The sequence below is a fragment of the Acetitomaculum ruminis DSM 5522 genome, assembly GCF_900112085.1.
GTDB lineage: Bacteria > Bacillota > Clostridia > Lachnospirales > Lachnospiraceae > Acetitomaculum > Acetitomaculum ruminis.
Map to the genome: position 1 here is coordinate 23,959 of NZ_FOJY01000012.1, position 22,407 is coordinate 46,365.

Annotated in this window: 11 protein-coding genes and 1 riboswitch; of the genes, 8 read left to right on the forward strand and 3 right to left on the reverse strand. The window is 36.1% G+C overall.

The features are described from left to right. Nucleotides 1-356 precede the first annotated feature (356 nt). A complete protein-coding gene (gene rpoB / locus BM153_RS08800; protein WP_092872836.1) occupies nt 357-4,238 on the forward strand; it encodes a DNA-directed RNA polymerase subunit beta in 3,882 nt (1,293 codons plus the stop codon). Between the two features lie 36 nt (nt 4,239-4,274). Further along, the gene (gene rpoC, locus BM153_RS08805; RefSeq protein ID WP_092872838.1) at nt 4,275-7,916 is read left to right on the forward strand and encodes a DNA-directed RNA polymerase subunit beta'; all 3,642 of its coding nucleotides are present in this window, start codon (nt 4,275-4,277) and stop codon (nt 7,914-7,916) included. Nucleotides 7,917-8,117: 201 nt separating this feature from the next. On the opposite strand, the gene BM153_RS08810 is transcribed toward rpoC, so the two are convergent. Both BM153_RS08810 and BM153_RS08815 read right to left on the reverse strand, forming a co-directional pair. Beyond that, a complete protein-coding gene (locus BM153_RS08810) occupies nt 8,118-8,723 on the reverse strand; it encodes an SOS response-associated peptidase family protein (protein WP_092872840.1) in 606 nt (201 codons plus the stop codon). Between the two features lie 19 nt (nt 8,724-8,742). Continuing rightward, on the reverse strand, nt 8,743-8,997 hold the full coding sequence (locus BM153_RS08815; protein WP_092872842.1) for a hypothetical protein: 255 nt from the start codon (nt 8,995-8,997) through the stop codon (nt 8,743-8,745). Nucleotides 8,998-9,237: 240 nt separating this feature from the next. Then, nucleotides 9,238-9,365, forward strand: a riboswitch (cobalamin riboswitch). Nucleotides 9,366-9,484: 119 nt separating this feature from the next. Here BM153_RS08815 and BM153_RS08820 point away from each other — a divergent pair. The 5 genes from BM153_RS08820 to tuf all read left to right on the forward strand — a co-directional run bounded on the left by BM153_RS08820 (nt 9,485) and on the right by tuf (nt 20,860). After that, complete coding sequence (locus tag BM153_RS08820; RefSeq protein WP_092872844.1) at nt 9,485-16,021, forward strand: DUF4430 domain-containing protein; 6,537 nt, start codon at nt 9,485-9,487, stop codon at nt 16,019-16,021. Between the two features lie 288 nt (nt 16,022-16,309). Then, nucleotides 16,310-16,729 (forward strand): 30S ribosomal protein S12, encoded by a 420-nt coding sequence (gene rpsL, locus BM153_RS08825; RefSeq protein WP_092872846.1) that lies wholly within the window; start codon nt 16,310-16,312, stop codon nt 16,727-16,729. A gap of 162 nt (nt 16,730-16,891) precedes the next feature. Continuing rightward, a complete protein-coding gene (gene rpsG / locus BM153_RS08830) occupies nt 16,892-17,362 on the forward strand; it encodes a 30S ribosomal protein S7 (RefSeq protein WP_177205628.1) in 471 nt (156 codons plus the stop codon). 53 nt (nt 17,363-17,415) lie between these two features. Then, nucleotides 17,416-19,533, forward strand: a complete 2,118-nt coding sequence (fusA, locus tag BM153_RS08835) for an elongation factor G (RefSeq protein WP_092872850.1) — start codon at nt 17,416-17,418, stop codon at nt 19,531-19,533. 133 nt (nt 19,534-19,666) lie between these two features. Then, the gene (gene tuf, locus BM153_RS08840) at nt 19,667-20,860 is read left to right on the forward strand and encodes an elongation factor Tu (protein WP_092872852.1); all 1,194 of its coding nucleotides are present in this window, start codon (nt 19,667-19,669) and stop codon (nt 20,858-20,860) included. An 83-nt stretch (nt 20,861-20,943) separates the two neighbouring features. Here tuf and BM153_RS08845 read toward each other — a convergent pair whose 3' ends face one another. After that, nucleotides 20,944-21,600, reverse strand: a complete 657-nt coding sequence (locus BM153_RS08845; protein WP_092872854.1) for a nitroreductase family protein — start codon at nt 21,598-21,600, stop codon at nt 20,944-20,946. A 317-nt stretch (nt 21,601-21,917) separates the two neighbouring features. Between BM153_RS08845 and BM153_RS08850 the strand changes: the two genes are divergently transcribed. After that, the gene (locus BM153_RS08850) at nt 21,918-22,406 is read left to right on the forward strand and encodes a hypothetical protein (protein WP_092872856.1); all 489 of its coding nucleotides are present in this window, start codon (nt 21,918-21,920) and stop codon (nt 22,404-22,406) included. The last annotated feature ends 1 nt before the right edge of the window (nt 22,407 follow it).

Genomic DNA, 22,407 nt, shown 5'->3' on the forward strand with positions numbered 1-22,407 from the left:
TTCTTGACAGGTCATATTTTCTATGATAGTATGGAAAATGCACTATTGTGGAAATGTGTGCCTAAATCTTGTGAAATTATGTTTCATTCACCCAAGTACTATAAGGAGTTTCATAGTAAAGCTTGATATGCATGGACAGATAATGTCCGGATAAACAAAGAAGCAAGGTTAAAATTGATATATTAACACATTGCTGAATTTTAATTCGAGATTCATATGGATTCCTACCATAATTAATAATACATTATGAGAGGCTACTTTTACAATAGGACAAAATATACAATTATGAACTGATAAAAACTAGTTCTTTCTAACATAATTATCAATATAACACAAAAACGAGAGGTGAAACGTCAATGGAGAAAAACAGAATACATCCGGAAAAATCCGGTAAAAGTGTTCGAATGAGTTATTCACGTCGTAATGAAGTATTGGAAATGCCAAACTTAATTGAAGTCCAAAAGAATTCATATCAATGGTTTCTTGGAGAAGGCTTAAAAGAAGTTTTTGAAGATATTTTTCCAATTTCTGATTATGCCGGTCATTTGAGTCTAGACTTTGTAAGCTTTCAATTATGTGAAAATGACAAGAAATACACAATTGAAGAGTGCAAAGAACGTGATGCTACCTATGCTGCACCGTTAAAAGTTAAAGTCAGACTTTTTAACAAAGAAAAAAGCGAAATTAACGATCATGAAGTATTCATGGGAGATCTTCCATTGATGACGGAAACAGGAACCTTCGTCATTAACGGAGCTGAGCGAGTTATTGTTAGTCAGCTTGTTCGTTCACCTGGAATATATTATGCAGTGGCTCATGATAAAATCGGTAAAAAACTCTATTCATGTACCGTTATTCCTAACAGAGGTGCTTGGCTTGAGTACGAAACAGATTCCAATGACGTATTTTATGTACGTGTTGACAGAACCAGAAAAGTGCCTATTACGGTATTCATCAGAGCCCTTGGAGTAGGTACAAATGAAGAAATTATAGAACTTTTCGGAGAAGAACCAAAGATTATTGCAAGCTTTGGGAAGGATCCGTCTACAAGCTATGAAGAAGGACTTTTGGAGTTATACAAAAAGATTCGTCCAGGAGAGCCTCTTAATGTAGACAATGCCGAAAACCTTATATCAAATATGTTCTTCGACCCTAGAAGATATGATCTTGCTAAAGTCGGAAGATATAAATTTAATAAAAAATTAGCTCTTAGAAACAGAATCAGAAATTGTGTTTTAGCTGAAGATGTTATTGATGAAAACACCGGAGAAATTCTTGCAGAAGCAGGAACGGTTGTAAATGCAGAACTTGCTGATGCTATTCAAAATGCTGCTGCTCCTTTTGTATGGATTAAATGCGAGGATAGAAATGTTAAGGTTCTTTCTAACCTTATGGTTGATATTACAGAATATGTTGATTGTAATCCGGAAGAACTTGGTATCAAAGAGCTTGTATATTATCCGGTACTTGAAAGAATTCTTCAAGAGCATAATGAAAAAGAAAATGCTACAGATGAAGAACTTCTTGAAGAACTCAAGAAAAATGCCCATGATCTTGTTCCTAAACATATTACCAAGGAAGATATTATGGCTTCCATAAACTATAATATGCACCTTGAATATGACCTTGGAAACAAGGATGATATCGACCATCTTGGAAACAGAAGAATAAGAGCTGTGGGAGAACTCCTTCAGAATCAGTATCGTATAGGTCTTTCAAGACTTGAAAGAGTTGTAAGAGAAAGAATGCAGACTCAGGATTTGGGAACTATTTCCCCACAGAGTCTGATTAATATAAAACCTGTAACTGCAGCTGTTAAAGAATTCTTTGGTTCTTCACAGTTGTCACAGTTTATGGATCAGAATAACCCTCTAGGAGAGCTGACACATAAAAGACGTCTTTCAGCTCTTGGTCCTGGTGGTCTTTCAAGAGATCGTGCCGGATTCGAGGTTCGAGATGTACACTATTCTCACTATGGTAGAATGTGTCCTATTGAAACACCTGAAGGCCCAAACATCGGACTTATAAACTCCCTTGCTACATATGCAAGGATAAATGAGTATGGATTTATTGAAGCTCCATACAGAAAAATAGACAAGACAGATCCTAAAAACCCTAGGGTAACAGATGAAGTTGTTTATATGGCAGCAGATGAGGAAGATAACTACCATGTTGCTCAGGCTAATGAAGCTTTAGATGCAGAAGGACATTTCGTAAGAAACTCTGTATCAGGACGTTATCGTGCTGAAACACAGGAATACGAAAAAGGTATGTTTGATTATATGGACGTATCACCTAAGATGGTATTCTCAGTTGCTACAGCCCTTATTCCTTTCCTTGAAAATGATGATGCTAACCGTGCCCTTATGGGATCAAACATGCAGCGTCAGGCAGTTCCGCTTCTTACAACAGAAGCTCCTGTTGTCGGAACAGGTCTGGAAGAAAAAACAGCAGTTGACTCAGGTGTTTGTGTAGTAGCAAAAAAAGACGGTGTAGTTGAAAGAGCGACTTCAAAAGAAATTTGGATGCGTTATGATGACGGAGAACGTGAAGTTATCAAACTTACTAAGTTTGCAAGAAGTAACCAGTCAAACTGCTATAATCAAAAACCTATTGTATTTAAAGGTGAGACAGTAAAAGCCGGTGATGTAATTGCAGATGGTCCTTCCACATCAAACGGTGAAATTGCCCTTGGAAAGAATCCTCTTATTGGATTTATGACCTGGGAAGGTTATAACTACGAGGATGCTGTTCTTTTAAGCGAAAGATTAGTTCAGGATGATGTTTACACATCCGTTCATATAGAAGAATACAATGCAGAGTCCAGAGATACCAAACTTGGACCGGAAGATATTACAAGAGATGTTCCGGGCGTTGGTGATGATGCATTAAAAGACCTTGATGAAAGAGGTATTATAAGAATCGGTGCTGAAGTAAGGGCCGGTGATATATTAGTTGGTAAGGTTACACCTAAAGGCGAAACAGAGCTTACAGCTGAGGAGCGCCTTTTAAGAGCTATTTTTGGCGAAAAAGCCAGAGAAGTAAGAGACACTTCTTTGAAGGTACCTCATGGAGAATATGGTATTGTTGTTGATGCCAAGGTATTCTCAAGAGAAAACGGAGATGAACTTCCACCTGGAGTAAATCAGTCAGTTAGAATTTATATAGCTCAAAAGAGAAAAATCTCAGTAGGAGATAAGATGGCTGGTCGTCACGGAAATAAGGGTGTTGTTTCCAGAGTTCTTCCAGTGGAGGATATGCCATTCCTTCCAAACGGTCGTCCTTTGGATATCGTACTTAACCCTCTTGGTGTGCCTTCTCGTATGAATATAGGACAGGTACTTGAAATTCATTTAAGTCTTGCAGCTAAGGCTTTAGGATTTAATGTTTCCACACCTGTATTTGACGGTGCAAATGAGATTGACATTCAGGATACCCTTGAACTGGCAAATGATTATGTAAATCTTGAATGGGATGAATTCTATGATAAATATGTGGACACCCTTCGTCCTGAAGTAATGGGATTCTTGGATGAAAACAAAGCCCATAGAGAATTGTGGAGAGGCGTTCCAATAAACAAAGACGGAAAGGTTCAGCTTCGTGACGGACGTACAGGAGAACCATTTGATTCACCGGTAACAATCGGACACATGCATTACCTGAAACTTCACCATTTGGTAGACGATAAAATCCATGCCCGTTCAACCGGTCCATACTCACTTGTAACTCAGCAGCCACTTGGTGGTAAGGCACAGTTTGGTGGACAGCGTTTTGGAGAGATGGAAGTTTGGGCTCTTGAAGCTTATGGCGCAGCTTATACTCTTCAAGAAATCCTTACCGTTAAGTCTGATGATGTAATCGGACGTGTAAAAACATACGAGGCTATTATTAAAGGAGATAATATTCCTGATCCGGGAGTTCCTGAATCATTCAAGGTTCTTCTTAAAGAACTTCAGTCATTGGGACTTGATGTAAGAGTTCTTAAAGAAGACGGTTCAGAAGTGGAAATAATGGAAAACCTCGAAGAAACCAATACAAGCTTTAACTCCTTGATTGAAGGAGATTCAAAGGATTATGCAGCATTTGACAACAGTGAGTCCTTCAATGGATTTTCAAAACAGGAATTCAACACAGAAGGCGAGCTGGAAGAAGTTGAGGAAGAAGATTCAGATGATGACTTTGATGATGCTGATGACTCCGATTTTATAGGCATAAATCCAGACCTTGACTTGGATTAAATCCATATCTTAATGATTAGAAAAGGAGAGTAGCGCATGCCAGGAACAACAAATAATGAAACATATCAACCAATTTCATTTGATGCCATTAAAATTGGCTTAGCATCACCTGAAAAAATCAGAGAGTGGTCAAAGGGAGAAGTAAGAAAGCCTGAAACCATTAACTATAGAACATTAAAACCGGAAAAAGACGGTTTATTCTGCGAAAAAATCTTTGGACCAAGCAAGGACTGGGAATGCCATTGTGGAAAGTTCAAGAAAATTCGTTATAAAGGCGTTGTTTGTGACCGATGCGGAGTAGAGGTTACAAAAGCCAGCGTTAGACGTGAGCGTATGGGGCACATTGAACTTGCAGCCCCTGTGTCCCACATCTGGTATTTCAAGGGAATCCCTAGCCGTATGGGACTTATACTTGATCTTTCTCCAAGAACTTTGGAAAAAGTATTATATTTTGCTTCATATATTGTACTTGAGTCAGATATTTCAGAACTTGCTTACAAACAGGTTCTTTCTGAAAGAGAGTACCAGGAGGCAAGGGAAAAATATGGTAGAACTTTCAGAGTAGGTATGGGAGCTGAGGCCATTTTAGAGCTTTTAAAAGCTATAGACCTTGAAAAAGATGCAAGAGAACTTCGTACCGAATTAAAAACAGCCAGTGGACAAAAGAAAGCTCGTATTATTAAGAGATTAGAGGTTGTTGAAGCCTTCCGTGAATCAGGAAACAAACCTGAATGGATGATTATGACGGTAATTCCTGTTATACCACCGGATCTTCGTCCTATGGTTCAATTAGACGGTGGTAGATTTGCTACATCAGATTTAAATGATCTTTACAGAAGAATTATTAATAGAAACAACCGTTTAAGCAGACTTTTAGATTTGGGAGCACCTGATATCATTGTAAGAAATGAAAAGAGAATGCTTCAGGAGGCTGTAGATGCTTTAATTGATAATGGAAGAAGAGGTCGTCCTGTAACCGGACCTGGAAACAGAGCTCTTAAATCATTATCTGACATGCTTAAAGGTAAAGGCGGTCGTTTCCGTCAGAACTTACTTGGAAAGAGAGTTGACTACTCAGGACGTTCAGTTATCGTTGTTGGTCCTGAGTTGAAGATATATCAATGCGGACTTCCAAAAGAAATGGCTATAGAACTTTTTAAACCTTTTGTTATGAAAGAACTTGTAGCCAATGGAACAGCTCATAACATTAAAAATGCCAAGAAAATGGTTGAGAGACTTCAGACAGAAGTATGGGATGTCTTAGAAGATGTAATTAAAGAGCATCCGGTTATGCTTAACCGTGCCCCTACACTTCATAGACTTGGTATTCAGGCTTTTGAGCCTATACTTGTAGAAGGAAAAGCTATCAAGCTTCATCCGCTTGTTTGTACAGCTTACAATGCTGACTTTGACGGTGACCAGATGGCTGTGCATCTTCCACTTACTGTTGAAGCACAGGCAGAATGCCGTTTCCTTCTTCTTTCACCAAACAACCTCTTAAAACCATCAGACGGTGGCCCTGTAGCAGTTCCTTCACAGGATATGGTTCTTGGTATTTATTATCTTACACAGGTAAGAAAGAAGATAGAAGATAACGAAAATCCCAAATTTTATAAGAGTAAAAATGAAGCTATTTTAGCTTATGAAAACAGAGTAATTACCCTCCACGAAGAAGTTAAAGTGCGTATGACAAAGAAACATCCAGACGGTACTGTACATAGTGGAATAATTGTTACTACAGTAGGAAAGCTCTTATTTAACGAAATTTTACCTCAGGATTTGGGATATGTTGACAGATCTATTCCTGAAAATGAATTTGTTTTAGAAGTTGATTTTCTTGTTAAAAAGAAAGAATTAAAACAGATTCTTGAAAAAGTAATTAACAATCATGGTGCTACAAAGACTGCCGAAGTTCTTGATGATGTTAAATCCATAGGATACAAATTCTCAACAAGAGCAGCCATGACCGTTTCAATTTCCGATATGACCGTTCCACCGGAAAAACCGGAAATGATAAAGAAAGCACAGGATACTGTTGATAAAATTACAAGAAACTTCAAGCGTGGACTTATTACAGACGAGGAGCGTTATAAAGAAGTTGTTGAAACCTGGAAAAAGACTGACGATGACCTTACAAAGGTACTTCTTGAGGGATTTGATAAATATAACAACATTAAGATGATGGCCGATTCAGGAGCCCGTGGTTCTGATAAGCAGATTAAACAGCTTGCCGGAATGCGTGGACTTATGGCAGATACTACAGGTCGTACTATCGAGCTTCCTATTAAATCAAACTTCCGTGAGGGTCTTGATGTACTTGAATACTTTATGTCAGCTCATGGAGCCCGTAAGGGACTTTCAGATACAGCTCTTCGTACAGCCGATTCAGGATATCTTACCAGACGTTTGGTTGATGTATCCCAGGAGCTTATTATTTCACAGATTGATTGTGTGGAAGAAGGAGAAGAGATTCCTGGAATGTATGTAACTGCATTTATGGATGGTAAGGAAGAAATTGAATCACTTCAGGAGCGTATTACCGGTAGATATGCCTGTGACAATCTTGTAGATGCAAATGGAAATATAATTGTAAAGGCTAACCACATTATTACTCCTAACAGAGCTGCCGAAGTTATGGCAAAGGGAGTAGATGAGAATGGCAACCCTCTTACAAAGGTTAAGATTCGTACTATTCTTACCTGTAGATCCCATAATGGTATCTGTGCAAAATGCTATGGTGCAAATATGGCAACAGGAGAGGCAGTACAGGTTGGAGAGGCAGTTGGAATTATAGCTGCTCAGTCCATTGGTGAACCTGGTACACAGCTTACCATGAGAACCTTCCATACCGGAGGAGTTGCCGGTGATGATATCACACAGGGTCTTCCTCGTGTTGAGGAGCTTTTTGAAGCAAGAAAACCTAAGGGACTTGCTATTATTTCTGAATTTGCCGGAAAAGTTGAAATCAGAGATATTAAGAAGAAGAGAGAAGTTGTTGTAACAAACAACGAAACAGGTGATTCAAAGGCTTATCTTATTCCATTTGGTTCAAGAATCAAGGTATTTGACGGTGATGAAATTGAAGCCGGTGATGAACTTACTGAAGGTAGTGTAAATCCACATGATATCCTTAAAATTAAGGGAATCAGAGCTGTTCAGGATTATATGCTTAGAGAAGTTCAAAGAGTTTACAGACTTCAGGGTGTTGAAATCAATGATAAACATATCGAAGTTATTGTTAGACAGATGCTTAAGAAAGTCAGAGTTGAAGATAATGGAGATACAGAGTTCCTTCCTGGAACATTAGTTGATTTAATGGACTTTGAAGATGCAAATAAAAAGATGAGAGATGAAGAGTTAGAAGAGGCAGAAGGTAAACGTATCCTTTTAGGTATCACTAAAGCCTCCCTTGCCACTAATTCATTCCTTTCTGCCGCTTCATTCCAGGAGACAACAAAAGTTCTTACTGATGCTGCCATAAAAGGAAAGATAGATCCACTTGTAGGTTTGAAGGAAAATGTTATCATCGGAAAACTGATTCCTGCCGGAACAGGTATGAAGCGTTATCAGTCAGTTAAATTGGACTGTGACGAAAAAGAAGATGAAATCCTTGATTACGATGATGGATTTGAAGATAATATAATATCTTCTGATGGCGAATTAAATTTTGAAGATTAAATATCAAAATAATTTATAATAAAAACTGACCATTGCCTTGCTTATTGTGAGGCAATGGTCAGTTTTTATTATAAAAGCAAAAAAAGGATTGGCTCTTAATAAAAGAACCAACCCTTGGTTTTGAGTCATTTTTTTAAAAATGCAAACATTTTGTCTGCTGTAATTATTGATGAACAAAAGCTTATCCCTTTTGTTCAAAAGTCATTTAAATCTTGGTATTCTTGCAGAAAAATCAAATTCCATCTGATGAACTTCAGATTGTTTTTCGAGATCAACCTGCTGCCTATAAAGAAAACTCCTAAGTAATTTTTGATTATTTATCCAAGCGTAAATTTCTTCTTCCGAGATAATAACCGGCATTCTATCATGCACTTTTTCTACAGAAGAGTTTGCTTTGGTAGTTAAAATTTCAAAGTGTGCTTCGTTATCAAATAAATCGTAGAATCCCGCCAGGTACAAAAGATTTTCTGATGTACTGAAAAAAGCTGATTTCTCCTTGTACAATGACCATTCGAAGAAACATTTGGCAGGAACCACTGCACGGCGATTTTTTATAGCCTTTTTAAAAATCGCCTTGTTTAAAACGTTTTCAGAACGGGCATTAAATATAATACCGTTTGAACAATTACCTACAATACCCCATCTTTGGATGCAGGCCTTCAGCTCTCCATCTACACTCATAATGACAGGTGCTTTGTCACCTGGATGTATATCCTTACTTGGAAAGTGAGCAACATCTTCCTCATACTTAAAGTTTTCTGTTATATGCTTAATTACACCTTCGTCAATGTAGTATCTTCCACACATAAAATCACTCTCCGAAAAACTAAAACCAGTGTTTGATGTTTGTGATAGCTTTTGATTTGGAGATAATGTCGTTTGTATTTTCTTTAAGATAATATCTTATCATCGATAACTCATCCGTTGAAAACCCTTTACTTTCAACAATTTCACAGGAAGGAACTTTTGCTTCCACAAAATCGGTGCCATTTCTCTCAAATCGCACAGAAACAAAATTTCTGCCAGCATTATTAACTACGGCAGAAAATATCATTTCAATGTTTTCCTCATTGACTGACATAATTATATCCTCCTTGATAATGTTATATAATCCTTTAAATCTCCACATAAAACAAAAATACAACCATTTACAATAAATGCTGCCAAACCAAGCAGATTTAGGATGATATCATAAATAAAATTATATATTCGTTTCTGAATAGTTTATCGGAATAATAAAGAAAAAATTAAAAAAAAGAATATTAAAAAAAAATAAAAAAAGATTGACTAATTAAAAACCTAGGGTTATTATTATTTAGTAACAGAATTATAAATGTCAAGTCTCTGTGTATTTGGAGTTAAAAGGAGAACAGGTCAAAGTCCTGTACGGTTACCGCCACTGTAGTCGCATAAGCGAAAGTCAGGAAGCCTACTTGAGTTATGATTGGTTGGAGAGTAAGTATTTGGCGTATTCGGGTCATGATATCTCTTTAGAGGGATATTGTGACCTTTTTTATTTATAAATCCCTGATATTTATTCTTTGAGATTTGTTAAATGGAGGTATTATATGAAAAATAAGCAAAGGATAGCTTTGGTTCTTGCAGCTTTGATGATGACAACATCTTCTACACCTGAAGCATTGTTGACCTCGTATGCTGCAGAAAACAATCAAACAATGGCGTCAGAAACCCAGGATGATAATTTATCCAATGATACATCCCAGTCAACACAGGAAGATGCCGAGAATCTTGAATATCTAAATAAGGTAAAGGATTCTTTTTCATATGGCTCATTAAGTCCTGTATATGGAACTGATACAAATGCCATTGACTTTTTTAAATCAAAAATAGAAGCCAAGGGGTATGAAGGTGTTGAAGTATCAATTGAAAATACAGAATACACATCAACATCAGAAGTATTAAAAGACTATGCATCAATAGCAGGTGATGGAACAATCAATTACCTGAATTATGACCTTGAGAATTATTCAAAAATGAATAATCAGAAGTATGCAGGAATAAATGTAACCTTCAAGCTTAAAAAAGGAAATGCTCAAACTACTTTAGTAAAACAGGTAAATGTAAAATGGGATGAAGACAAGGTAAAAGAGCAACTGACTTCAAAAATAGCTGATAAAATTACAGAAGATGATATAAAAGGTGATAACGAAAATCTTGATGAAGTAAAAGAAAATCTTAAACTTCCAAATTCTGTAAGTGGAGCCGGATTTGCAGATATTACATGGACTTCTTCAAATAAAAATGTAATTGCCATAACAGGATATTCATGGGATGATTTTTCAAAAGGAACGATAACACAGCCTGATGAAGACACAGATGTAACTTTGACAGCAAATATCAAATTTAACAAGACAGATTATTCTGACAAAGAAATATCCATAGAAAAGAAATTTGTAGTCACGGTAAAAGCAATTGATAAAGCAGGCGTACTTGCACAAATGCAGGAAAAACTTGACACCTATTATCCGGAAAGCTGTGTAACGGATTTTAATACCGGAAGCAAGATGGATAAAGATGCCATTACAGGTGATTTTAATTTTCCTAGTCTTAAAAAGAGTAAAATGCCTGACAGTAGCGGTTACAAAATATCTTTTACATCTACAGATACTACTGTAAACGGTTTTCATGTCAATATAATGAGACCTTTACCAGGAGAAGAATCAAAGGTAGTTACAGTAACTGCAAAATTAGAGGATAGAAATAATAAAGAGCTTTATGTAACTAAAGACCTTAAATTTACAATTAAACCGATTACCAGTGAAGAAATAGATGAACAGGCAGCTCTTATAGAGAAAATAAAAGCTGATTTAAAAACTGGTTTATTAGGAACTAATACAGATGCTGAAAATATTACTACAAACCTGGCAACAATCTATTCAGGTTCTTATGATTCAGAAGGAAATGTTAATTGGGCTAAAAACAAAAATCAATCTTCTGGAATAGGAGTTAAGGTAGAAAGTTTTAAATCTGATAATGAAGACATTATAGCATCTGGTACATTAAAATATGTTGCTACACCAAAATATAATACCAATGTAACTGTATCTGCATTATTATCCAGCGAGCTATTTGAAAAATATGCTATTGCATATCCGGATAATAAAGATTTTGCAAAATTATATCAGCAGGAAGTAACAACTACATTTAAAGTAACCGGTACTGATGGAGAAAAACAGGCTGATGAGCCGAATGCAGCAGATGTAGAATATTTGAAAAATGTTCAGGATTCCTTCGGATATGGTGCATTTACTCCTGAATACGGAACAGATACCAATATAGTTGAATTTATTAATAAAAAAATCAAGAGTAAAGGTTTTGAAGATGTAGGAGTTGAGTTTATTTCAGCAAGCATAGATAATACATCTTCTGCCCTTGAAAATTATTCAGGAATTGAGGCAAATGGTGATTTAAAATACTTAAATTATGACTTAAATAACAAACCAAGCTCTTTCTGGCAAAAAATTGCTTATTGGAATGCTAATTTCAAGCTTACATACAAAACTGCCACAGCAGAATTTACAAAAAGAGTAAATCTTAACTGGGACGAAGAAAAAATCAAAGACCAGTTAAAAACAAACGCAGCAGACAAAGTAACAGAAGATACTATAAAAGGTAATAACGAGTCTTTGGATACAGTTAAAGAAGATATGAAATTACCTGTAGCAATTGATGGTGCTTCTTATGTAGATGTGAAGTGGACTTCATCTGATAGTGATGTGATTGCGATAAAAGAAGCTTCAGGTTATGGAGCTACAAGTTGTGATGCAAAAGTATCAAGACCGACAGAAGATAAAACAGTAAAACTTACTGCTACATTTAAATTTACACAAACTGATTACGGTTCAAAAGATATTACCATTACAAAGGATTTTGATGTAACTGTTAAAGCTGTTAATGCCCAGGAAATTATGGCAGAGATGCAAAAACAGTTAGACGATAATTACACAACAGACAAATTAAAGGGATTCTACAGTGGAAATGCAATAAATGCAGATGCAGTAGATGAAGACATTTTGTTTGTATCAGGTAGAAAAACCGGCGTTGATAATTACAGTGATTATACCTTTGAAGTACTTTCAGACAGCGATAATGTAGAAATCTCAGGTTATAGAGCAAGTATTTACAGACCGTTAGTTGGACAGGAAGCAACAAAAGCTAAAATTACTATAAAGATGACAAATAAGAACAATAAAGCTCTTAGTGTCACAAAAGATTTCGAATTTACTTTAAAACCAATTGAGCAAAGTGAATTAGATGCAGCAGCAAAACTTATGAATGCAGCAAAAGAAGATTATAAAAATGCTCTTCTTGGAGAAAATGAAGATATAGATCATATTACAAAAAATATGAAACGCTTTTTTGAAGTAAGATATGATGAAAGTGGAAATCTTTATTATGCAAGAACAAAAAGTAATGAAATCGGAACAGGAATAATATTAGACGAATTAAATACAACAGATCCTTTAAATACCGGTCATTATTTTGATACAAGCGATACAACAATTTTAGGAACAAACAGCCTTGTATTAGTTAGCACTCCAAAATATAACACTAAAGTAACAATCAATTCATTGCTTACAAGTGGAGAATTTGGAAAATATGCAAAGAAATATCCAGAAAATGAAGATTTTGCAAAGCTTTACAGACAGCCGGTATCAGTAGATGTTACAGTACTGGGAACTGATGGTGAAGATCCAAATCTTGAAAAACAGGATATTCAGGTTAAATTTGCCCTTTCAGGAGATACATTACACAAAGATGGCCCTCATGATGCATATCTTTGGTGGATTACCCAGACAGAAGTTACTGTAAAAGAAGATGATACAGTAATGGAACTTCTTAAGAAGATTTTAGCAGATAACAATTACACCTTTGAAGGAAGCGATAGCTACATAAGCTCAATAACAACCCCGGAAGGTCTTAAATTGGCTGAAAAAGACAATGGTGAGATGAGCGGCTGGATGTATTCAGTAAATGGTGAAATACCTGGAGTGTATGCAAACCAGTATAAATTAAAAGCCGGAGATGTTGTTCAGTGGTTTTACAGCGATGACGGAAAGGCAGTTGAGGTTCCTGAAAAACAGGAAGAACCTGATGCAGCTGATGTAGAATACTTAAATAATGTTGTAAGTAAGTTTGCTTATGGTACATTTACTCCTGTATATGGAAAAGATACAAATATTTGTGAATATCTGAAAAATGAAATAGAAAGCAAAGGCTTTGAAGGAGTAGAGGTAAAACTTGCCAGTGCAAATGTAGCCGGTTCATCAGTTTCAATTGCAGACTGTGCCGGAATTGCCAAAAATGGAGACATAACCTACCTCAACTATGATTTAAATAATAAACCTGGTATGTTCTGGCAAAAAACAGCATATTGGGAAGCTAACTTTGAGTTAATATATAAAACTGCAAAAACAGACCTAAAAAAACAGATTAATATTCCTTGGGATATAGACAAGGTAAAAGCACAGGTAAAAACAAATGTAGTAGATAAAGTTACACCGGATTCAATTAAGGGAGAAAATGATTCATTAGATAAAGTAACTACAGATATTACATTACCTATTCGCTTTAATGATGCTTCTTATGTAACTGTACAATGGGAATCATCAGATGAAAGCGTAATTGCAATAGAAACACCAACAGGAGTATTACCAACTACTTGCAATGCAAAAGTATCAAGAACAGATGTAGATAAAACAGTAAAACTTACTGCTACATTCACATTTATTCAGACAGAGTCTGATGCAGAAGCCATTACACTTACAAAAGATTATGATGTAACAGTTTCCAGAATTGATACAAAAGAAATCCTGGAAGAAATGCAGAAAAAACTTGATGACAATTATACAATGGAAAAACTCACCAACTTCTATGCAGGTACACCTTTGGTTGCAGATGCAGTTGATGACGATATTCAGCTTTTGACATCAAGAAAAACAGGAATCAGTGGAAATTACAAATATGAAGCTATAGCCAATACTGACAACCTTGAGGTGTTTGGCTACAGAATAAGCGTCTATAGACCATTACCGGGTGAAGAAGCACAAAAGGCTTCCTTTACAATTAAAATGACCGACAAGGACAATACAGCCCTTAGTGTAACAAAGACCTTTAATCTTACATTAAAGCCGATTGCACAAAGTGAAATCGATGAGACTATCAGACTCATGGAAGCTGCAAAGAAAGATTATTCCAATGCAATTCTTGGAGAAAACAGCGATATAAATCATATCGAAAAAGATATGCGCAGTTTCCAGGAAGTAAGATTTGGCGAAAATGGAAATCTTTTCTACGCAAGAAATTACAAAGAAAAAATCGGAAATGGTATTATTTTAGATGAGTTAAATCCTGATGTACCTTTGGATTCAGGACATTACTTTGATACAAGTAATGATGCTATTATCGGAGAAAATTCTCTGAAATTATACAAAACACCACAATACAATACTGTAATTAATATTAAATCATTATTAACAAGTGGTGAATTTGGAAAATATGCAAAGAAATATCCTGAAAATGAGGATTTTGCAAAATTATACAGACAGCCTGTATCAGTTGATGTACTGGTATTAGGTACAGATGGTGAAGATCCTGGAACAGAGAAACAGGATATTAATGTAAGTTTTGGAATTTATGGAAATAAAAAACTTGGAGAGGGTAGTTATTCAAAACTTGAAACATGGTTTACAAATGCCAATGTTACAGTTAAAGAAGGAACTACAGTTATGGAACTCCTTAAAAAAATGCTTGAAGCAAATCACTATACCTATGAAGGCAGCTCAAATTATATTTCTGCCATCACAACACCTGACGGTTACAGACTCGCAGAGTTTGATGAGGGAGAAATGAGTGGCTGGATGTACACAGTAAATGGTGTACTAGCAGATGTTTATGCTAATGCATACACATTAAAAAATGGTGATGTAGTGTCCTGGTTCTATTCACCAAACGGAACTGTAGAGGAGCTTCCACAGGAAAATAATGATGAAACAGAAGCAAAAGCTGTGGATGCACTCATTGAAGCTATCGGAAATGTTACATATACAGCAGAAAGCAAAGCTTTAATAGAAGCAGCAAGAAGTGCCTATGAAAAATTAACAGAAGCACAAAAAGCACTAGTAAGCAAATTAGAAACATTAGAAACAGCAGAAAAAGCCTATGAAAAGCTTGAAGAAGAGGCAAAAGATAAAGAAAGTGCAAAAGCTGTAGACGAACTGATAGAAAAAATCGGAGAAGTAAAAGCAACAGCAGAAAGCAAAGCTTTAATAGAAGCAGCAAGAAGTGCCTATGAAAAATTAACAGAAGCACAAAAAGCATTAGTAAGCAAATTAGAAACATTAGAGACATCAGAAAAAACCTATGATGAGCTTACACATGTAGCTGATTTAACATTAAAGAAAACTTCAGCATCATTGTATGAAGGTGCAACAACAAAAATTATTCCACTTGTAGCACCAGATACAGCTATAGAAAAAGGCGTAATCTACACAAGCTCAAATGAAAAAATTGCTACAGTAGATGCAAACGGACTTGTAAAAGCAGTAAAAGTGGGTACAGCAGTAATTACCGTAACCACAATTGATGGAAATAAAGCTGCAGAGTTTAAAGTGACTGTAAAAGCAGCTTCTATCAAATTAAATGCTAAAAAGGTAACATTATATACAAAAACCCTAACAAAGAAGAAACTTAAAGCAAGCGTAAGAGGATTAAGCAAGAAAGTAAAATGGAAATCTTCTAATTCAAAAGTTGCCAAAGTTGATTCAAATGGCGTAATTAAGGCGTTAAAGGCAGGTAAAACAACTATTACAGCAATCTGCAATGGTAAAAAAGCAAGCTGTGTTGTTAATGTATTGGCACCGGTTCTTAAAGTAAATAAGAAGAGTGCTACAATTAAAAAAGGCAAAACCCTTACCCTTAAGACTACTGTTACACCAAGTGCTACTATAAAATGGGTATCAACCAATAAAAAAGTAGCAACAGTTAATTCTAAGGGAGTGGTTAAAGGCATAAGGTCTGGAAAAGCAATAATAAAAATTACCGCAAATGGCATTACTAAAACTGTAAAAATAACAGTTAAATAGTAAAAAAACAAATTCTCTTTCTTAAAACAAAGCCAAAAATTTGGCAAATTAAACACAAAAACGCACAAAAATTAAAAACAGACCTGAAAGGCAGCTGATTGATTTCAGTTGCCTTTCCTTTTTATAAAAAAATAATAAATAAAATAGAAATTTATCTACAATAAATATTGAAAATATATGAAAAAGCTTGACACTATATACCTAAAAGTATATAATGTTATCTCGTGTATGGAGTTTTTTATACATTTATAGAACTATTTTATTTTATTACCGTAGGAGGTGAATTGGATGCCAACATTTAACCAGTTAGTAAGAAAAGGAAGAACTTCTAATGTAAAGAAGTCAACTGCACCAGCACTTTTAAAGGGATATAACTCTCTTAGAAAGAAAGCTACAGATACAGCTTCACCACAAAAAAGAGGTGTATGTACAGCAGTTAAAACAGCTACTCCTAAGAAACCTAACTCAGCCCTTAGAAAAATCGCCAGAGTTCGTCTTTCAAACGGAATCGAAGTAACAAGCTACATTCCAGGTGAAGGTCATAACTTACAGGAACATAGCGTTGTTCTTATCAGAGGTGGAAGGGTAAAGGACTTACCTGGTACAAGATACCATATTATCAGAGGAACTCTTGATACAGCCGGTGTTGCAAACAGAAAACAGGCTCGTTCCAAATATGGTGCTAAGAGACCAAAAGCTGGAAAATAATTTTGTAAGAACAATCGCCTGACATATCAGGCAGAGTAATCACAAACAGAACTATGGTAGTGTTGGAATTCAAGCAGCATGAACACATAGAAAGACACATGTGAGTACCGATGAATTAATTGAATCGTTAAGATTCGTAAAGTGATTAAGGAGGGAAGTAACGTGCCACGTAAAGGACATACTCAGAAGAGAGATGTATTAGCAGATCCTATGTACAATAGTAAGATTGTTACAAAGCTCATCAACAATATCATGTTAGATGGAAAAAAAGGTGTAGCACAAAAGATTGTATATGGAGCATTTGAAAAAATCGCTGAGAAGACAGGACAGCCTGCTCTTGAAGTGTTTGAAGCAGCTATGAATAACGTAATGCCTGTTCTTGAGGTAAAAGCAAGACGTATCGGTGGTGCTACATATCAGGTACCTATCGAGGTAAGACCTGACAGACGTCAGACTTTAGGCTTACGTTGGTTAACAGTTTATTCACGTGCTAGAGGAGAAAAAACTCAGCAGGAAAGACTTGCTAACGAAATCATGGATGCAGCAAATAATACAGGTGCATCTGTTAAGAGAAAAGAAGATATGCATAAAATGGCAGAGGCTAATAAAGCATTTGCTCATTACAGATTTTAATTATATATAGATTTATTTGTCTTTTGACTAAGTAAAATAAGGAGGAAAATACCTTGGCTGGAAGAGAATATCCATTGGATAGAACTAGAAATATCGGTATTATGGCTCATATTGATGCTGGTAAAACAACATTAACAGAGCGTATTTTGTATTATACCGGTGTTAACTATAAAATTGGTGAAACTCATGATGGATCAGCTACAATGGACTGGATGGAGCAGGAACAGGAACGTGGTATCACTATCACTTCTGCTGCTACAACCTGTCATTGGACATTAGAAGATCATCATAAACCAAAGGCTGGAGCTAAAGAGCACAGAATTAACATCATTGACACACCAGGACACGTAGACTTTACAGTTGAAGTTGAGCGTTCTCTTCGTGTATTAGACGGAGCTGTTGGTGTATTTGATGCTAAAGCTGGTGTTGAGCCACAGTCAGAAAATGTATGGCGTCAGGCTGATACTTACAATGTACCTCGTATGGCTTTCATCAATAAGATGGACAAATTAGGTGCAGATTTCTACTATTCAGTACAGACAATTATTGATCGTCTTGGAAAAAATGCTATTCCTGTACAGATTCCTATTGGACAGGAAGATGATTTCATCGGTCTTATCGATTTATTCGAAATGGAAGCTTATTATTACAAAGATGATAAGGGTGAAGACATTGAAATCACAGCTATCCCTGATGATTTAAAAGATAAAGCTGATGAGTGGCATCAAAACCTTGTTGAAAAGATTTGTGAATTAGATGATGATCTTATGGAACAGTATCTTGAAGACAATGAGCCAACAATCGAGCAGCTTAAAGCAGCTCTTAGAAAAGGAACAATCGCAAGTGAAGCTGTTCCTGTATTTTGTGGATCTGCTTACAAAAACAAAGGTGTTCAGAAATTACTTGACGGTGTTATCGAATACATGCCTGCTCCTATAGATGTACCTGATATCGCAGGTGTGGATTTAGAAGGTAATGAGATTACCAGAGCATCATCAGATGATGAACCATTTGCAGCTTTAGCGTTTAAGATTATGGCTGACCCATTTGTTGGAAAACTTGCTTTCTTCCGTGTATATTCAGGAACTTGTAACTCAGGTTCTTATGTACTTAATGCTACAAAAGGAAAGAAAGAACGTGTTGGTCGTATCGTACAGATGCATGCTAACAAACGTAATGAAATTGATAAAGTATACGCAGGTGATATCGCAGCAGCTGTAGGTTTCAAACTTACAGGTACAGGTGATACAATCTGTGATGAAAATCATCCTGTAATTCTTGAGTCTATGGAATTCCCTGAACCGGTTATTGAGCTTGCTATTGAGCCTAAGACTAAAAATGACCAGGGTAAGATGGGTGAAGCTCTTGCAAAATTAGCAGAAGAAGATCCTACATTCCGTGCTCATACAAATCAGGAAACAGGCCAGACTATTATCGCTGGTATGGGTGAGTTACACCTTGAAGTTATTGTTGACCGTCTCCTTCGTGAGTTTAAGGTAGAAGCTAATGTTGGTGCGCCACAGGTTGCTTATAAGGAAACAATAACAAAAGCTGTTGATATCGACAGCAAATATGCTAAACAGTCAGGTGGACGTGGACAGTACGGACATTGTAAAGTTAAATTTGAGCCTATGGATCCAAATGGTGAGGAAACCTTTAAGTTTGAATCAACAGTAGTTGGTGGTTCAATCCCTAAGGAATATATTCCAGCTGTTGGTGAAGGTATCGAAGAAGCTGCTCAAGCAGGTGTTCTTGCTGGATTCCCTGTACTTGGTGTTTCAGCAACAGTATATGATGGATCTTACCATGAAGTCGATTCATCAGAAATGGCATTCCACATCGCTGGTTCTATGGCATTCAAAGATGCTATGAGACAGGGTGATGCAGTTTTACTTGAGCCTATTATGAAGGTTGAAGTAACAATGCCAGAAGAATACATGGGAGATGTAATAGGAAGTTTGAACGCTAAACGTGGTCAGATCGAAGGAATGGATGATGTAGGTAATGGAAAAATTGTTCGTGCATTCGTTCCACTTTCAGAAATGTTTGGTTACGCAACAGAGCTTCGTTCATCAACACAGGGACGTGGAAACTATTCTATGTTCTTTGAAAAATACGAACAGGCTCCAAAGAGTGTTCAGGAAAAGGTAATTGCTTCCTTGGCAAAATAATTCCCATCAATTAGGTAAATAAGGCTTGAAAATGCTATAGATTTAAAATATAATCTATAGTATTAGAGCCAATTTGTTTAGACAATAAACGAAAAGCCGTATGGTAGAAGATTTTAAGGAGGACGTTTTTAAAATGGCTAAAGAAAAATTCGAGAGAAACAAACCACATTGTAATATTGGAACCATCGGTCACGTAGACCATGGTAAAACAACTTTAACAGCTGCTATCACAAAGACATTAGCAGATAGACTTGGTCTTGATGAAGCTGTTGCTTTCGAGAACATCGATAAAGCTCCAGAAGAAAGAGAAAGAGGAATCACAATTTCTACAGCTCACGTTGAGTATCAGACAGAAAAGAGACATTATGCTCATGTTGACTGCCCAGGTCATGCTGACTACGTTAAGAACATGATCACAGGTGCTGCTCAGATGGACGGAGCTATCCTTGTTGTTGCTGCTACTGACGGAGTTATGGCTCAGACTAAAGAGCATATCCTTCTTGCTCGTCAGGTAGGTGTTCCATACATCGTTGTATTCATGAACAAATGTGATATGGTAGACGATGAAGAACTTCTTGAGTTAGTAGAAATGGAAATCAGAGAGTTATTAAGCGAGTATGACTTCCCAGGTGATGATGTACCAGTTATCCAGGGTTCAGCTCTTAAAGCTCTTGAGGATACATCAGGAGAATGGGGAGACAAGATCATGGAACTCATGGCTGCTGTTGATGACTATATTCCAGATCCACAGCGTGATACTGACAAACCATTCCTTATGCCTGTAGAGGACGTATTCACAATCACAGGTCGTGGTACTGTTGCAACTGGTAGAGTTGAGCGTGGTGTAATCAACCTCAACGAAGAAGTTGAAATCGTTGGTATTAAAGAAGAAACTCAGAAGACTGTTGTTACTGGTATCGAGATGTTCAGAAAACTTCTTGATCAGGGACAGGCTGGAGATAACATCGGAGCATTACTTCGTGGTGTATCAAGAGAAAACATCGTAAGAGGACAGGTTCTTGTTAAACCAGGTTCAATTACATGCCACAAGAAATTTACTGCTCAGGTTTACGTTTTAACAAAAGATGAAGGTGGACGTCATACTCCTTTCTTCAACAATTACAGACCACAGTTCTATTTCAGAACAACTGACGTAACAGGAGTTATCCAGTTACCAGAAGGAACAGAAATGTGCATGCCTGGAGATAACGTAGAAATGACTATCGAAGTTATTCATCCAATCGCTATGGAGCAGGGTCTTACATTCGCTATCCGTGAAGGTGGTAGAACAGTAGGATCAGGAAGAGTTGCTTCTATCATCGAGTAATTTCTTATTTATATCTTAAAAATATAGTAAATTTAAGGCTTCCGAGGATTTTCTTGGAAGCCTTTTTTATCGTTAAAAACTCTTTATTTTATCATTTTATCCGCACCAATTTCAAAATGACATTTTACAATTCCGATATCTACCTGACTTAAAACGCCCCCTTTATCTTCGAATTCAACTGTCTCATCTTCATTTAGATGAATGATAAATTTCTGCTGATTAATTGCTGTTGGAGCTAAAAGTGCCATTTCTACACCGTTTTTAAACCACTCAGGTAAATCTCCATGCACATCTGTTACTTGCTCGATTTTTTTTGATTTTCGTTGTTTTCCGGAATTTTTTCCATATCCTATTGCTATAGATATTACCAATCGCTCCCCAGATAAAATCTCGGCACCTATATTCTTTTTGTTAAAGGTTCCTGCCCAACAGGTATTAAGACCTAGACATTGTGCATATAAGACAAGTTTCTCTCCGTAATAACCAATTCTTTGATCAAGTGTCTCATCATTGGGGCCTGCACATGCAATTACGCTAGGGGCAGACCCAAGCCCCATAGCCCTATTAAGAAGCTTGTTATAAGTATTCCCAGCATCTTCAATAAATTGCAAATGGATATTCCCTTCTTCATTTAGCTCAATAATTTTTTCATTTAGCTTTTGTATCTTCTCCGGTTCAATTTTGTCCGATTTATAATTTCTTACAGAATGTCTGAATAAAATAGCATCCTTTAACGTCATAATAAAACCTCCTTCTAACTCAAAAATACATACTGTTAGTATACTATGAATAGGAAAAACTTTGTTTATTTCCTTTTCTAAAAATTAATTCTTATTTTACTATATTGATAATCTGTTTCATATACTCTGTAAGTTCTAATTCAGGCTGATCTTTTATCATTTTCCCTAAATAACTTAATTTTTTTGGGCATCTGACATAGATTCACAAAGTTTTAGCGCCTCATTTTTGACTCTTTAATTTAATAATAAATTATTCATTGATTTATAAAAATTTATTGTTATAATATAAATATGATAAAAATAGAGGGGGATTAATAATGTTCAAAAAAAAATCACTAATAATTTTAACTTTAATAATGACAGTTAGCTTTTCTAATGTTTCATTTGCATCTGGTAGATGTGATGAAGTTAATAAGCAAAATGCTATTGTGAAAGCTGCAAATGGGGTGCAACTAATTTCTACAACGGTTAAAGATAAGGATGGAAACAAATATACCGTATATGGCAGTTCAGGTGCTTCAGGGAAAACTGCAACAATAAGAACTGAATATGATGTTACTTACATAGGAGATGGTAAATCATCTAAGAAAGTGTATGGATACACCAAGACATTAGGTGCCAAAGCAAGTGTTTGTATGAGCGGTGGAGCGAAAAATACACTAGGTAAAACAGGAGTTAAAAAAAGTGGAAAATCAAACTATTATCAACCATCTACTAAATATATGTATAATGTAACCTCTATTACAACTGGACATTCTTTTAGTTGTAATGGAAAATCTTACTCCGGATCAACAAGTTGGTATTAAA